Genomic DNA, 14806 nt, shown 5'->3' on the forward strand with positions numbered 1-14806 from the left:
CGACAGGGCCAAGACCCCGCTCAACTGATCCGGTGAAAGCGAGCATTCGCGTTCACCGGCCGGTGAGCTTAACCGGAGGTTCCCGGCTGGATCGGCGCCTGGTAGGACAGCCCCATGTCCCACGGGAAGTAGATCCAGGTGTCCTGGCTCACCTCGGTGACGAAGGTGTCGATCAGGGGCCGGCCGGCGGGCTTGGCGTAGACCGTGGCGAAGTGGGCGTCCGGCAGCATGGCGCGGACCACCTGGGCGGTCTTGCCGGTATCGGTCAGGTCGTCGAGGACGAGCACGCCGCGGCCGCGTCCGTCGCCGATGGCGCGGATGCTCGGCGCCACGTCCTTGAGCACCTGGAGCGAGCCCTGCTCCTGGTAGTCGTGGTAGCTCGCCACGCACACGGTCTCGATGAGCCGGATGCCGAGCTCGCGCGCCACGATCGCGGCCGGCACCAGCCCGCCACGGGTGATGCACACGATGGCCTCGAACGGGCCGGCGCCGGCGAGGCGCCAGGCCAGGGCCCGGGCGTCGCGGTGGAACTGGTCCCAGGAAACGGGAAACGCCTTGTCGCTCGGGGCAGCCATTGTCTCTCAGGTCCGCTCTGCTTGGAGGCGCGCCAGCAGCGCCTCGATCTCGGTGCGCGCGGCGGCGAGCGCCTCGGGCTCGCGGCCGCGCACCACGATCTGGTTGCGAAAGCCCGCCGGGGTCATCGACGGGTAGGAGCCGATCGAGACGCCCGGATGCGCCTTGGCGATGACCGCCAGGCCCTCGGCGTAGCCGCCCTCCGGCAGGTTGCCGGCCTCGATCGTCTCGGCGGTCACCCGCGCGCCGGTCTTCAGCCGCGGGGCGACCGAATCCATCATCGCCTGCATGATCGAGGGCACGCCCGCCATCACGACCACGTTCTCGATCATGAAGCCCGGCGCCTTCGAGATCGGGTTCTCGATCAGCTCGGCCCCGAACGGGATCCGGGCCATGCGCAGGCGGGCCTCGTTCAGGTCCTCGGGCTTGATCCGCTCGAGCAGCATCGCACGGGCCCGCGGGTCGACGTCGATGCCGACGCCGACGGCCTGCGCCACGCAATCGGCCGTGATGTCGTCGTGGGTCGGGCCGATCCCGCCGGTGGTGAACAGGTAGGTATAGCGGGTCCGCAGCGCGTTCACCGCCGTCACGATCTCCTCGGCGACGTCCGGCACCACCCGCACCTCGCGCAGGTCGATGCCGGAATTGGTCAGGTACTCGGCGATGTAGCCGATGTTCTTGTCCTTGGTGCGTCCGGACAGGATCTCGTCGCCGATCACCAGGATGGCGGCGGTGACCGGGGCGGGGCTGGCGTCAGACATCGGATGTCCTCGTGGCCGCCCCGCGACCGGGGGCGATGGGGTCGATGCCCGCCTTATCGCGGCCTCCCCCGAGGCTCAAGCGTGACACCCGGACCCGTGCCGGTTAAGCGCCGGGCATGTCCACCCCGTGTCCCGTCCCGTATCCCGTGCCATGCGCTTCCCCGGCCCGCTGACCGAGGGGCGGCTGGTGCGCCGCTACAAGCGCTTCCTCGCCGATGTCGAACTGCCCGACGGCACCCTCGTCACCGCGCATTGCGCCAATCCGGGCGCGATGCTCGGTCTCGTCGCGCCCGGCCGGCCGGTGCTGCTCTCGGCCTCGACCAACCCGGCCCGCAAGCTCGCCTGGTCGTGGGAGCTGGTCGAGGCCGACCTTCCCGGCGGGCCGCAATGGGTCGGCATCAACACCGCCCGCCCCAACGCCCTGGTGGCCGAGGCCTTTCACGAGGGGCGCCTGTCCCCGCTCGCAGGCGCGACTTCCTGGCGGGCGGAGGTGGCCTACGGCCGGGCGAGCCGGGTCGATTTCCTGGCCGGCGACGCCAACGGCCCGATCCACGTAGAGGTCAAGAACTGCCACCTGATGCGGGAGCCCGGCCTCGCCGAATTCCCCGACTGCGTCGCCGCCCGCAGCGCCCGCCACATGGACGAGCTCGCCGAGGTGGTGCGGCTCGGCGGGCGGGCGATGGTGATCTGGGTGGTGCAGATGCGGGCCGAGCGGTTCGCGGTCGCCGGCGACCTCGACCCGGGCTTTGCCGCCGCGTTCCAGCGCGCGCGGGCCGCCGGGGTGGGGGCGCATGCCTTCATCTGCTGGGTCGATCGCAGCGAGGTGACGATCGAGGAGGAGATCCCGATCGTCGGCTGAGGCGCCTACCAGCGCCCGTCCCCGCCCTCGTCCTCCCAGTGCCGGTGGCGGCGCCAGGGGGGCGGGCCGTCCCAGCGCGGGCGGTCGCGGTATTCCGGCGCCTCGTCGCAGACCCGCACCCGGCGCACCACCTCGTCGCCGTAGGCGTCGATGCGGCGCTTGACGAAGACCCGGCAGGGTCCCGGGCCCTGCGCGAAGCGCGGCGGGGGAGGAGGAGGCGCCGGGCGCCACTCGCCTCGGCTCTCGAAGCGGGGCGGCTCGGGAGGGGGCGGAGGGGTCGGGCGCCACTCGCTCCGGCCCTCGAAGCGCGGCGGCGGGTAATCGTCGAGATCGGCCGCCGCAACCGGGCCCGCGAGGGCGAGGAGCGCGAAGGCACCGAGGATCAGGGAGCGCGCGGTCATGGCGGGCGACTCGAGTGTGGCAACGCTCGGGCGGTGATGACCGCCGGCATGTCGCCACTGTCGCGCCCACCCGTTGAACCGGGGCTGAAGACGGCGTTGCCGAACCGTCAGGTTTCGGGTCTCGGCCCGGTGCAGCGCGACGGATACCTGCTGTGGATGCCCGGGCGGGGCCGGCTTGCCCGGGTCGGCCGGCTCCGCGAACCTGGAGCCGCGACGGCCGGCGACGGGTCAGCCCGGGCCGCGGGAGCGGTCTCGCCCATAAGGATCATGCCCCATGCGCCTCCTGAGGGCCGAAGATCACGCGCGCATGCCGTGGAAGAACGGCGGCGGCGAGACCGTCGAGGTCGCCGTCCATCCCGCCGTTCCCGGGCTCGATGGGTTCGACTGGCGCGTCTCGATGGCGACCGTCGCGGCCGACGGTCCGTTCTCGTGCTTTCCCGGCATCGACCGGACGCTGGCCGTCCTCGACGGCGCGGGCCTGGATCTGTCGGTGGAGGGGCAGGGCACGCATCGCCTCATGCCGGCCACCGCGCCGCTCGCCTTCCCGGGCGACGTCCCGGCCTTCGCCCGCCTCGTCGGCGGGCCGGTCACCGACCTCAACGTCATGACCCGGCGGCGGGCCTGCCGGCAACGGGTGGCGCGGCTCCGGGGAGCCCACCCGTCCGCCGTCCTGCGCGGGCGCTGGATCGTCCTCGTCGCCGCCGGTCCCTCGCTCGTCGCGGTCGACGGCCGGGAGGTGCCGCTCCGACGCGGCGACGCGCTGCTGGGCGAGGGCGCTGCCGCGGTCGCCGGGGGCGACGACCCGGTCGACCTCTTCGCGGTGGAGATCGATCCCCTCTCACCCTCGTGACGGAGGCGCCGAGACGAGGCCCTGGGCCCGGCCCTCGCCGAGGAGCCAGCGGTGGAAGGCCCGCGCTCCGGTCTTCCTCAGGGAATCGGGGTTCCAGGCCAGGTAGTAGGGCTCGGGCAGGGGCAGGCGCAGGTCGAAGGGGACGACCAGCTTGCCCGTCTCGAGCTCCGGCCCGATGAAGGCGATCTGCCCGAGCACGAAGCCCTGGCCGGCCAAAGCCGCGTCGATGGCGCTGCCCGACAGGCCGTAGGTCAGGTTGGCGGCCGGAGGCTGGGCGCCGATCAGCCGGCCCCATTCGGCCCAGCCGGGATTGGCGCCGAACCGCGGATCCCAGGCGATGTGCAAAAGGGGAAAGCGCAGGATGTCGTCCGGGCCGGAGGGGTGCCGGCCCTCGATCAGGGCCGGCGCGCAGACCGGCACGACGTGGTCGACGAAGAGCTCGGCATGGTGCGGCGGATGGCGGCGGCCGCCGTAATAGATCCGCATGTCGACCCCGCCCTGCGCCAGGTCCGGCTCCGCGTCGCTGCCGACGAGCGAGACCCGGGCTGTGGCCTCGAGGGCGGTCCAGTCGCGCATCCGGCGGCCGATCCACTTGCCGAGCACGGTCGTCAGGCAGGACAGCACGATGACGTCCGCGCTCGCCTCCCGGAGGGTGGCGGCGGCATCGGCGAAGGTCGCGAAGCCCTGGCGGATCTGCGCGTGGTACGTCGTCCCGAGCGGCGTCAGGCGCAGGCCCCGGCCGTCATGCTCGACGAGCCGCGCCTCCACCGCCTCCTCGAGCTTGCGCAGCTGCTGGCTGATCGCCCCCGGCGTCACCCCGAGATCCGCCGCGGCGAGCGCGACGCTGCCGGTCCGCCCGAGGGCGTCGAAGGCCTGGAGCGCCTTCAGCGGAGGGAGGGGGGACACGAGACCTCCGGCATGACACCTCCGCCATATCGCCCGGGACCCGGCGCGCGGCCGGCCCCGAGCAGATTTTCTAAATCATGAAGCAGAATCCCTGCACTCCCCGCAAGCCCGGACCCGGGCATACTGGCCGGCACCGAGGCCGCGCCGTCCCTTCAGGAGAGCCGTGAATGACCCGACCGGACAAGCTCAAGCTGGGCACCTTCGTCTACACGTTCGGCTTCCACCCGGCGGCATGGCTGCACCCGGGCAGCGACGTGCGCGGCGCCAACGACCTCGGCCACCTGACCCACTGCGCGAAGGTCTCGGAGGCCGCGAAGCTCGATTTCATGTTCTTCGCCGACAGCCCGGCGAGCGCGATCGGGGAAGCGAGCGCGCTCGCCCGCAACCCGACGAAGATGAACCGCTTCGAGCCGATCACCGCCATCACGGCCCTGTCCCAGCACACCGACCGGATCGGGTTCGTGGCGACGGCCTCGACGAGCTACTACGAGCCCTACAACGTCGCCCGGCTCTTCGCCTCGGCCGACCACATCTCCCGCGGCCGCATCGCCTGGAACGTCGTGACCTCGGACCACGACGAGACCGGCTACAACTACAACCGCGAGGGACTGCCGCCGCATGCCGAGCGCTACGAGCGCGGCGAGGAATTCCTCGACACGGTGTTCGGGCTCTGGGACAGCTTCGAGGACGACGCCCTGCTCCTCGACCGGGAGAGCGGCGTCTACTACGACAAGGACAAGCTCCACACGCTCAACCACAAGGGCAAGCACTTCCAGGTGCGCGGCCCGCTCAACATCGCCCGCACGCCGCAGGGCCGGCCGGTGATCGCGCAGGCCGGCGGCTCCGAGCAGGGCATGGAGCTGGCCGCCCGCACCGCCGAGATGGTGTTCTCGCTGGCCTCGAACATCGAGAAGAACCGGGCCTTCTACGCCAACGTGAAGGGACGGATGGCCCGGTACGGCCGCGACCCGAACGACCTCAAGATCCTGCCCGGCATCGTCATCAACGTCGGCGAGACGCGCGAGGAGGCGGAGGCGAAGGCCGAGGCGCTGGTCGCGATGATGCACCCCGATGTCGGCCTGCTGATGCTGCAGGAATTCCTGGAGACCGACCTCCACGGCGCCGACCTCGACAAGCCGTTCCCGATGGACCGGATGCCCGCCACGGCCAAGGGGTCGAAGGCGATGTTCGAGGAGCTGAAGGAGTTCGTCACGCAAGGCCACACGATGCGCGAGCTGATCACGCATTACGCCCGCCGCCATACCGGCAACGGGCTCACCGGCACGCCGGCCGAGGTCGCCGACTTCATGCAGGAATGGTTCGAGACGAAGGCCGCGGACGGCTTCATCCTGATGTGCCCGACCCTGCCGTCGAGCCTGGAGGACTTCACCCGCCTCGTCGTGCCCGAGCTGCGCCGCCGCGGCCTCTTCCGCGAGGAATACGAGGGGACGACGCTGCGGGAGAATCTCGGTCTCTCGACCCCGCCGAACCGTCACGCGCTCGCCCGCGGGAGGGACCGGGCATGACCCTGGCGACGGCAACCCGGATGCCGGGTGCTCCACGGGCCGCGCATCCCGGCGAGGCGACGGGCGGCGAGCGGGCCGGTCCCGCGCTCCTGCCGGGCGATGCCGAGACCTTCCGGCAGCTGTGGCGCGGGATCGGCGCGACCGTGGCGCTGGTCGCGACCGAGCACGAGGCGGCGCGCCACGCCATGCTGGCGACCGCCGTCACCTCGGTCTCGATGGATCCGCCCTCGCTCCTCGTCTGCGTCAACCGGACGGCGTCGTCGCACGCGGCCCTGCGGGCGCGCGGCGCCTTCTCCCTCGGCATCATGGCGGCGGCGCACCGGGACCTCGCCGCCGCCATCGCCCAGGCGCCGTCGGCCGCGCGCTTCGACCACGGCACCTGGCGGGCGCTGCGCGCCGATAGCGAGGCGATCGAGGGACTGCCCTGGCTGGAGGAGGCCGACGCGACCCTGTTCTGCGCGATCGACGTCTGCCACGATTACGGCACGCACGCGGTCCTGATCGCCCGAATCGCCGGCGCGGTCGGCGCCTGCCCGGGCGATCCCCTGCTGTACCGCGACGGCGGCTACGGCCGGTTCGCGGCCGCGGACGCGTGACGGAAGCCCGGACGCCGTCGTCCGGCGTCGGACCGCGAGGCGTCACCCCCGGGTGGACGCCTCGCCGGCATCCGGGCCGAAATTCGCCACGAGCTGATGCTCGCTGCCGGGATAGAGGAGCCGGACGCCGGTCACCCAGGCGCTCGCGACCTGGGTGCGCCTGACGATCTCCAGGCACGCCTCGCCGACCGCGAGCTCCAGGAGCTTGGCCTCGGCCGCGGCCGCGTTCACCGCGCGGACGCGGTGGCTCGCCACGCTCCAGGGCACCGCCTCGAGCAGCCAGGCCCCCGGGGCGAGCGCGGTGAAGTCCTGGCCCTTGGCGCCCTCGGCGACCGCCGGGTTGATCAGCCGGGTCTCGAGGCAGAACGGGCGGCCGTCGGCCAGGTGCAGGCCCTGCAGCCACAGGACCTCGGCACCCCCGGGCGGACCCCCGAGGAGCAGCGCGTCCTCCTCCTTGCCCGGCCGCATCCGGCGGGCGAGCAGCTGGAAGCGGTAGGCGCGGCCCGAGCTGCGGACCTCGTCGCGGATGTCGGCGATCGCCACCACGGCCGATTCGGCGCGCGGCTGGGCGACCTGCGTGCCGCTCTTCTTGCGCCGGACGAGAAAGCCCTCGCGGGCGAGCTGGCCGAGCGCCTTGTTCATCGTCATGCGCGACACGCCGTAGCGCTCGGCGAGCTCGGTCTCGACCGGGAGCTGGGATCCCGGCGGCCAGCGCCCGTCGACGATCAGCGCGCGGATGTCCTCGACGATGTGGTCGTGGCGGGTCGAGCCTTCGGGGAGGCGGGTCGAGCCTTCCGGGAGCACGGAGGGCGGGGAGGCTGCGGGGCGGGTCGTCCGGCCCGGCGCGCTCACGCGGGCTGCAGCAGCATCGCCGCCCCGCGATCGAGATAGGTCTCGAGGAACTGCGTCAGGCGCGGGTGGCGGGGCGCGGCGAACAGCTCGCCCGGGGTGCCGTTCAGCAGGACGCGCCCGTGGTCCAGGAAGGCGATGCGCTGGCCGACGGTCGCCGCAAAGCCGATCTCGTGGGTCACGACCACCATCGTCATGCCCTCGGCCCCGAGGTCGCGCATGACGTTCAGCACCTCGCCGGTCAGCTCGGGATCGAGCGAGGCGGTCGGCTCGTCGAATAGCAGGATCGCGGGCTCGAGGGCCAGGGCGCGGGCGATCGCGACGCGCTGCTGCTGGCCGCCGGACAGCTCGGACGGATAGTGCCGGGCCCGCGCCTCGAGGCCGACGCGGCGCAGCTGCGCCATGCCGCGCGCATCGGCCTCGGCCCGGGACAGGCCCTTCACGGTGACGAGCGCCTCGGTGACGTTGCCGAGCGCCGTCATGTGCGGCCACAGGTTGAACTGCTGGAACACCATGCCGATGCCGGCGCGCACCGCGCGGATCCGGTGCGGGGGCAGGCGCACCCGCTTGCCGTCGGGCCGCTCCTCGAAGCCGAGGGGCTGCCCGTCGATGAGGATCGTGCCGCGCGTCGCCTCCTCCAGGAAGGCGATGCAGCGCAGGAGGGTCGACTTGCCCGAGCCCGACGGGCCGATCAGGCAGGTGGTCGCCCCCCGGGCGATCTCGAGGTCGATGTCGTGCAGGACCTCGGCCTTGCCGTAGCTCTTGCACAGGCCGCGGATGGCGATGGCGGAAGGGGGAAGCGTCATGCGAACCTGAACTTCGAGAGCCGGCGCTCGATCATCCGGCCGGCCCAGCCGCAGGCCTCGACCAGCCCCCAGTAGATGACTGCGAGCAGGAACAGCGCCTCCAGGAAGGCGTATTGCTGCGAGCCGATGGCGCTGATGACCCCGGTCGCCTCCGGCACCGCGATCACCGACAGGACGGCCGTCTCCTTGACCAGGATCACCGCCATGTTCACGCATTGCGGCAGGACCAGCATGGTCATCTCGGGGACGAGGATGCGCCGGACGATCTGGGCCCGGGTGAGGCCCACGCAGTGCGCGGCCTCGACATGGCCCCGCGGCACGGCGGCAAAGCCCGCCCGGAAGATCTCGGAGAAGTAGGCGGCGGCGTAGACGGTCAGGCCGAGGAGCCCGGCCGGCACCGGATCGAGGCTGAGCCCGACATACGGCCCGCCGAAATAGAGCAGGAAGATCTGCACGAGGAACGGGGTGCCGCGCAGGACCTCGACCACGAGCCGCAGGGCGAGGCCGAGGGGCGCGGGCCCGAAATGCCGCAGCGCGGCGACGACGAAGCCGAGGACGACGCCCATCGCCGCCGCGGCGAGCCAGATGCCGAGCGTGACCTTGAGCCCCGACAGGATGGCGGGCAGCGCCGCGAGGACGACCGAGACGTCGAAGCTCATGCGAGACGCCCCCGGCGCAGCGCGCGCTCCGTCAGGCTGCCGCCGGCCGCAACCAGCCAGTTGATCGCCAGGTAGAGGCCGCCCGCGGCCGAGTAGAACAGGAGCGGCTCGTAGGTCGAGGCGGCGAGGTTCTGGGCCGTGCGCGTCAGCTCGACGACGCCGACCACCGAGATCAGCGAGGACGCCTTCAGGATCAGGATCGCCTCGTTGACGAGCGCCGGGACGGTGAGCCGCAGCGCGATCGGCGCGCGGATGCGGCGGAACTGCTGCCAGGGCGACAGGCCGGCCATGTCGGCGGCCTCCAGCAGGCCGCGCGGTACGCTGGTGAAGCCGCCACGCAGGTTCTCCGCCTGGTAGGCGGCGGTGCAGAGCGACAGCCCGATCAGCGCCGCCACCACGCTCGGCACCGCGAGCCCGAGGACCGGCAGGAGGTTGTAGATCAGGAGCAGCTGGACGAGGAGCGGAACGCCCCGGAAGAAGCTCACGAACAGGGTCGCCGGCCAGCGCAGCCACGGCCGCGGCGAGAGCTTGGCGGCGCAGACCAGGAGGCCGATCAGGAGGCCGATCGCGATCGCCGCGACGCTGATGGCGACCGTGTAGCCGGCCGCCTTGAGCATCAGTTCGAACAGCCGGGGGGACATCGGGCGCTCGAGACCGGCCGCCGCGTCAGAAGCTCGGCTCGGGCGCGACGTCCGGCGTGTCGAACGCGGTGCCGAACCACTTCTCCTGCAGCTTCTTCATGCGGCCGTCTGACTTGATCTTGACGAGCGCGGTCTGCACGGCATCGAGCAGGGCCTGATCGTCGGGCTTCTTGGTGCCGATATAGCCGAAATAGCTCTTCTGGCCGAAGGGCGGCTTGACGACCGCGAAGGTGCCGGGCTGCTTCGAGGCGACGTAGGCGATGTTCGGCAGCGAGTTCGCCACCGCCGCGATGCGCCGCGCCGCGAGGTCCGCATAGGCCTCGTTGAAGCCCGGATATTCGCGCATCTCGACCGGCTTCGGCAGGGTCGCCGCGTAGGTCTTGAGCTGGGCGAGCTGGGCCGTCGCCTTGCCGGCGCCGACGGTCTTGCCGGCGATGTCCTCGGGCTTCTGGATCGAGTCGTCCTTCGCCCCCTTCAGGATGGCGACGGTCGCCTCGGCGACCGGGGACAGGAACCGGTAACGCTCCAGGCGCGCCTTGGTGATGGTGGCGGGCCCCGCCACCATGTTGAACTGGCCCGCCTCGAGGGCCGGCAGCACGCCGTCCCAGGGCAGCTCCACCCACTTGATCTTGACGCCGAGCTCCTTGCCGACCTCCGCGAAGGCGTCGACGTTGAAGCCGGCATGCTCGCCGGTCGCGTCGATGAAGTCGAAGGGCGCGAAGGCCGTCTCGGTGCCGACCTTGAGGACGCCCTCGGCCTTGACGCGCGCCAGCGCGTCCTTGGCTTGCGCGTCCTGGGCCTGGGCCATCGCCGGGACGGCCATCACCAGACCGAGGCCGAGAGTGATCTGCACGAAGAGACGCTTGTTCACGCGGGCCTCCCACAGGACCGGTCGGCGCGAAGGGGCGAGGCCGACGGGTTAATATGATTAGACATAAGGACGGCTGCCGATCCTGATGTCAATCGTGGCTCATCCGGCGGGATGCGAAAAAACGCGGCATCCGGTGGCGTCCGGAGCGCCTCCCGGGATCGTCCGGTCGACCCGCCAGGGCGCGGCGCCGCCGGATCGGGAGCGGGTCTCCGCCCAAACTTCGTGCAGCCGCGACGGGCGCGCCAATGCCAGTGGGGCCGGCACCGCGCGAACGCAACGGCCGGTGGCATCCCGGCGGTGGAAATCCCTGCGTCAATGATGCGGTTATACCGGGTGGTGAGTATTTTTCCTCGGAACAGGTTAGCGCGCGATCTGTTTGTGACCCACCGTCGCCGTACCGGCGACGGGGCCGAAGGGCGGCTCGCGTCGCCGGAAGGAAGAGGGACATGAGCAAGGGATATCCGTCGATGACCGCCCTGCTGGGCCTCCTGGCGGTCGCCGGCTACCAGAACCGGGACAAGCTCGCCGAGTGGCTGGGCGGTCCCGACCGGGACCTCCACCGGTCGAGCGTGCCCCCGGTGCCGCAGGCCCGGCCCGCCCCCGGCGCGACGTTGCCGGCAGGCCTGGAGCGCGTCCTCGGCGGGGTGGGGTCGGCCGGGGTCGGCGGCCTCCTGGCGAGCGGCCTGAGCGAACTCGTCGAGCACTTCACGCATGGCGGCCACGGCGCGACCGCGCGGTCCTGGGTCGACCAGGGCGCCAACCAGGCCATCGCCGAGGCGGACCTCGAGCGCGCGATCGGCCCGACGACCCTCGACCACCTGATCCACCAGACCGGCCTGAGCCGGTCGGAGATCCTGGCGCGCCTGTCGCGCGACCTGCCTTCCGCGATCGATCGCTACGCGACCGACGGGCGCCGCCTCGGCTGAGCCCGGCGTCGTCCGGTGCGCGGCGGCCCCTCCGGGACGCGGCCGCGCACCGGAGCCGACCGGACCTCCGCGACGCCGGGAGAGCGCCCGGGAAGAGACAAGCCCCAGGAGAGACCGCGTCCATGATCGCTCGCCTGCACCGCATCCTCGTCACCGCGCTGATCGGCGCCCTCATGGGCCTCGGGGTGATCCGGGCGCTGTTCGGAGGGCGCCAGAAGGCCAGGATCGCGGCGCCGGACCGGGGACGCGACCTCGTCGCCGTCCCGGTACCGGTCGCCCGGACGGCGGGCCGTCGGCGCATGGCCGCCGCGGGGCTCGCTGGCTTGCTGCTCGCCTCGGGCGCGGCCTGGATCGTCCTCCTCGACCCCGACGCGCGCCCGCGGCCGGGGTCGGTCACCCAGGAGGGCCGGGGACGGCCGCTCGCCGCGCTGTCGCCCGCCCGGCCCGGCGGCGGAGCCGCGCCGGCACCGCAAGCGGACATGCCCGCAGGTCCTGCTCCGCGCGACGCGGTGCCGACGCCCGGGGCGGGAGCCGACGCGCAGGGACGCGTTACCGCAACCCCGCCCGCACCGAGCTTCGACGTCGTGCGCGTCGAGCCGAACGGCGACGCCGTGATCGCCGGCCGGGCGGCGCCGAACGCCACCGTCGAGCTACTCGTCGACGGCCGGCCCGTGGCGAGCGCCCGGGCCGATGCCGCCGGCCGCTTCGCCGTCCCGCCCCAGGCGCTTCCGAGCGGCGGCAGCGAGGTCACGCTGCGGGCGGTCGACGCCGACGGCCGCGAGCAGCGCTCCCCGGTCCGGGTCGCCGTGGTGGTCGCGCCCGCAAAGGATGCCCGGCCGCTCGTCGCCCTCACGTCCCCCGACGCCCCGACCCGGGTGCTGTCGCAGCCGGATCGCCCGCAGGAGGCCCGGTCGGGCACGGCCGCCGAGCCGGGACAGCAGGCGCCGCGCGAGGGCGAGGCGGGTCGTCCGGCCGGCAAGACACCGTCGAGTGCCTCTCAGGCCCGGGCGGACGAGCCGGAAGCGGGTGCGGGCGCGGTGGCACCGCCGACGATCCTCAGCATCGATTCCCATCCGGGCGGACGGCTGTTCGTCACCGCGCGGGCGCCCGCCGGCGCGGCGATCAGGCTGTACCTGAACGACACGCTGATCGCCCCGGCCACCGTGGCGCCCGACGGCACCGTGACCTTTGCCATCGGGCGGGGCGTGAAGCCGGGTGCCTACACGGTCCGGCTCGACCGGATGGACCCTGCGACCGGGGCGGTCCGGGCCCGCGCCGAGGTTCCGTTCACGGCGCCCGATCCGGCGCATGACGGCGGGGTCGAGTACGCCGCCCCGAATACCGCGGCACCCGGGTACGCCGCACATCCCGGCACGGCGCCGCCCGTGCCGGGGCAGGGGACGGCCGAGGCCCGGTCCGGCCGGCCGGCCGTCGTCGATCCGCTCGAGACGTCGAGCACGCGCGGCCGCGGAGGCGACGGGACGGCTGCGACCGTCCACGTCCCCGAGGTCGCCACGGCCCGCATCGCGCGGGGCGACAGCCTGTGGAGGATCAGCCGGCGCGCCTACGGCGAGGGCGACCGCTACACGGTGATCTACGACGCGAACCAGGACCAGATCCGCGATCCCGACCTCATCTATCCGGGACAGGTCTTCGTCCTGCCGAGCGACGGCGCCTCCGAGCGGCGCGACTGACCCCGGGACCCGGCGCGCCGCCGCGCCGGATCGCCCGATCCTCGAATCCGAAGCGTGCCGGTTAACGGCACGGTCAGCCCGAGATGGTACGACAGACCGATTGGGCGTCGAGCCGGGGCGATAAATGGCGAGGGCGGTAAGCAAGTCTTGGGTCGGATCCCGGAGCCGGTCTCGCAGCCGGAGCAAGTCCTGGGGTAAGGGCGAGTTATATGAAACCCTCTGCCTGCTGATCATCGGCGCCGGCTGCTACCTCATCGGCAGCGTCCTGGGCATCTTCGAGGTCGTGATCGCTTTCTCGCTGCGGCACGGCCTGCTCGACCTCGTCATGCTGGCCGGCTGCATGGGCATCGCGCTGTTCGGGGCGATCATCCGCAAGTCGCTGACGCTGCGCCGCACGATGCTGGAGCGCGACGCGGCGGCCAGGCAGGCCGAGGCGATCGCGCGCCACGACGCCCTGACGGGTCTGACCAACCGGCGCCACTTCGTCGAGGCGGTGGAGAGGGCGCGGGAGCGGATGGGCGAGGGCGAGCGCGCCGCGGTGTTCCTGATCGACCTCGACCGCTTCAAGCCCGTCAACGACCTCTACGGCCACGCCGCCGGCAACGCGGTCCTGTGCACGGTGGCCGACCGCCTCCAGGAGCTGCTGCCGGCCGGCGGCATGGCCGCGCGCCTGGGCGGCGACGAGTTCGCCCTGCTTGTGCCGTTCATGGGTAGCCTCGAGACCATCAAGCGGCTGGCCCAGCAGGCGATCGCGAGCCTCACCACGCCGATCGGCTGGAACGACGGCGAGGTCAAGATCGGCGCGACCATCGGCATCGCCCTCGTCACCGCCGAGCACGATGCGGATGCGCTCCTGCACGCGGCCGACCTGGCGATGTACCAGGGCAAGCGCGAGGGCCGCGGTACCTTCCGGGTGTTCGAGGACGCCATGGACACCGAGCTGCGCGAGCGGGCGGCGCTCGAGGCGGAGCTGCGCGAGGCCGTCGAGCGCGGCGAGATCGAGCCGTTCTACCAGCCGGTCGTCGCGCTGCCGGGGCGCGACTGCGTCGGCTTCGAGGTGCTGGCGCGCTGGCGCCACCCGACCCGCGGCCTGCTCGGCCCCGACCAGTTCATCGGGATCGCCGAGGAGACCGGCATGATCGCCGACCTCAGCTACCGGCTGCTGCAGCAGGCGTGCCGGGACGCGGTATCCTGGCCCTCGCACCTGCAGCTGGCGATCAACATCGCGCCCCAGCAGTTCCAGGATCGCGGCCTCGCGCAGCGCCTCCTCGGCATCCTGGCCGAGACCGGTTTCTCGCCCCGGCGCCTGGAGGTCGAGATCACCGAGAGCGCCCTGGTGCAGGATCTCGAGGCGGCGCGCACCACCCTGACGTCGCTGCAGAACCTCGGCGTGCGCATCGCGCTGGACGATTTCGGCACCGGCTATTCGAGCCTCTACCACCTGCGCGAGCTGAAGTTCGACAAGCTCAAGATCGACCGCTCCTACGTCGACACCATCACCCTGAGCGAGGAGCGCGCCAAGCTGGTGGACGCCATCATCAGCCTCGGGCGCAGCCTGGGCCTCGTGACGACGGCCGAGGGCATCGAGACGGATGCCAGCGTCGACTGGCTCTCCGGCCAGGGCTGCGACTTCGGCCAGGGCTACCTGTTCGGCAAGCCGATGCCGAAGGAGGAGATCGACACGCTGCTCGAGGCGGGCGCGGTCCTGCCGCAGGACGCGCCTGCTGTCGCCGCAACAACCTCGTCCAGGGTCAAGGCTTCATCCCAGGACGAGGGCCCGGCCGGGGACAGGGGTGCCACCAAGCCCGGCGCCCCGTCGATCCCGGACCATGCGATCATCCGGTACGGCCGGGTGCGCGCCGCCTGAATCCGGACGCGGTCTCGCGCC

At 72.5% G+C, this 14806-nt stretch carries 16 protein-coding genes; 7 read left to right on the forward strand and 9 right to left on the reverse strand.

All coding sequences use genetic code 11. The features are described from left to right. Window positions 1-68: 68 nt before the first annotated feature. A complete protein-coding gene (gpt, locus tag HPY23_RS12445; protein ID WP_091749473.1) occupies window positions 69-575 on the reverse strand; it encodes a xanthine phosphoribosyltransferase in 507 nt (168 codons plus the stop codon). Window positions 576-581: 6 nt separating this feature from the next. Further along, window positions 582-1334 (reverse strand): competence/damage-inducible protein A, encoded by a 753-nt coding sequence (locus HPY23_RS12450; protein ID WP_091887689.1) that lies wholly within the window; start codon window positions 1332-1334, stop codon window positions 582-584. A gap of 151 nt (window positions 1335-1485) precedes the next feature. Between HPY23_RS12450 and sfsA the strand changes: the two genes are divergently transcribed. Continuing rightward, window positions 1486-2193, forward strand: a complete 708-nt coding sequence (sfsA, locus tag HPY23_RS12455) for a DNA/RNA nuclease SfsA (protein ID WP_091887687.1) — start codon at window positions 1486-1488, stop codon at window positions 2191-2193. Between the two features lie 5 nt (window positions 2194-2198). On the opposite strand, the gene HPY23_RS12460 is transcribed toward sfsA, so the two are convergent. Beyond that, window positions 2199-2594, reverse strand: a complete 396-nt coding sequence (locus tag HPY23_RS12460; protein WP_091887685.1) for a hypothetical protein — start codon at window positions 2592-2594, stop codon at window positions 2199-2201. A gap of 307 nt (window positions 2595-2901) precedes the next feature. On the opposite strand from HPY23_RS12460, the gene HPY23_RS12465 reads away from it, so the two are divergent. After that, a complete protein-coding gene (locus HPY23_RS12465; protein ID WP_418888694.1) occupies window positions 2902-3444 on the forward strand; it encodes a HutD/Ves family protein in 543 nt (180 codons plus the stop codon). On the opposite strand, the gene HPY23_RS12470 is transcribed toward HPY23_RS12465, so the two are convergent. After that, window positions 3433-4350 (reverse strand): LysR substrate-binding domain-containing protein, encoded by a 918-nt coding sequence (locus HPY23_RS12470; protein ID WP_091887681.1) that lies wholly within the window; start codon window positions 4348-4350, stop codon window positions 3433-3435. The two genes, HPY23_RS12465 and HPY23_RS12470, sit on opposite strands and share 12 nt — an antisense overlap. A gap of 167 nt (window positions 4351-4517) precedes the next feature. Between HPY23_RS12470 and HPY23_RS12475 the strand changes: the two genes are divergently transcribed. Together HPY23_RS12475 and HPY23_RS12480 are read left to right on the forward strand one after the other, a co-directional pair. Continuing rightward, window positions 4518-5876 carry an LLM class flavin-dependent oxidoreductase gene (locus tag HPY23_RS12475; RefSeq protein WP_060850058.1) on the forward strand — a complete coding sequence of 453 codons (1359 nt, stop codon included), beginning with the start codon at window positions 4518-4520 and terminating at the stop codon, window positions 5874-5876. Continuing rightward, window positions 5873-6472 carry a flavin reductase family protein gene (locus HPY23_RS12480; RefSeq protein ID WP_091887679.1) on the forward strand — a complete coding sequence of 200 codons (600 nt, stop codon included), beginning with the start codon at window positions 5873-5875 and terminating at the stop codon, window positions 6470-6472. Before HPY23_RS12475 ends, HPY23_RS12480 begins: the two co-directional genes overlap by 4 nt. 42 nt (window positions 6473-6514) lie before the next feature. On the opposite strand, the gene hutC is transcribed toward HPY23_RS12480, so the two are convergent. Genes hutC through HPY23_RS12505 form a run of 5 tightly spaced genes read right to left on the reverse strand, consistent with a single transcriptional unit; the run spans window position 6515 to window position 10250 of the window. Next, window positions 6515-7324: a histidine utilization transcriptional repressor HutC gene (gene hutC / locus HPY23_RS12485; RefSeq protein ID WP_091887677.1), complete on the reverse strand. Its 810-nt coding sequence runs from the start codon at window positions 7322-7324 to the stop codon at window positions 6515-6517. Further along, window positions 7321-8127 (reverse strand): amino acid ABC transporter ATP-binding protein, encoded by an 807-nt coding sequence (locus HPY23_RS12490; RefSeq protein ID WP_060850061.1) that lies wholly within the window; start codon window positions 8125-8127, stop codon window positions 7321-7323. The genes hutC and HPY23_RS12490 overlap by 4 nt, the downstream gene beginning before the upstream one ends. Continuing rightward, entirely contained in the window at window positions 8124-8786 is a 663-nt protein-coding gene (locus HPY23_RS12495; protein WP_060850062.1) for an amino acid ABC transporter permease, read from the reverse strand. Before HPY23_RS12495 ends, HPY23_RS12490 begins: the two co-directional genes overlap by 4 nt. Further along, window positions 8783-9427, reverse strand: a complete 645-nt coding sequence (locus tag HPY23_RS12500; protein WP_060850063.1) for an amino acid ABC transporter permease — start codon at window positions 9425-9427, stop codon at window positions 8783-8785. Before HPY23_RS12500 ends, HPY23_RS12495 begins: the two co-directional genes overlap by 4 nt. Before the next feature lie 25 nt (window positions 9428-9452). Continuing rightward, window positions 9453-10250, reverse strand: a complete 798-nt coding sequence (locus HPY23_RS12505) for a transporter substrate-binding domain-containing protein (RefSeq protein WP_060850855.1) — start codon at window positions 10248-10250, stop codon at window positions 9453-9455. Between the two features lie 494 nt (window positions 10251-10744). Between HPY23_RS12505 and HPY23_RS12510 the strand changes: the two genes are divergently transcribed. The 3 genes from HPY23_RS12510 (at window position 10745) to HPY23_RS12520 (ending at window position 14785) form a co-directional block, all read left to right on the forward strand. After that, on the forward strand, window positions 10745-11224 hold the full coding sequence (locus HPY23_RS12510) for a YidB family protein (RefSeq protein ID WP_091887675.1): 480 nt from the start codon (window positions 10745-10747) through the stop codon (window positions 11222-11224). 122 nt (window positions 11225-11346) lie between these two features. Continuing rightward, entirely contained in the window at window positions 11347-12918 is a 1572-nt protein-coding gene (locus tag HPY23_RS12515; RefSeq protein ID WP_091887673.1) for an Ig-like domain-containing protein, read from the forward strand. 124 nt (window positions 12919-13042) lie between these two features. Beyond that, complete coding sequence (locus HPY23_RS12520; protein ID WP_091887671.1) at window positions 13043-14785, forward strand: putative bifunctional diguanylate cyclase/phosphodiesterase; 1743 nt, start codon at window positions 13043-13045, stop codon at window positions 14783-14785. Window positions 14786-14806: the final 21 nt, after the last annotated feature.

The organism is Methylobacterium ajmalii, assembly GCF_016613415.1.
Lineage (GTDB): Bacteria > Pseudomonadota > Alphaproteobacteria > Rhizobiales > Beijerinckiaceae > Methylobacterium > Methylobacterium ajmalii.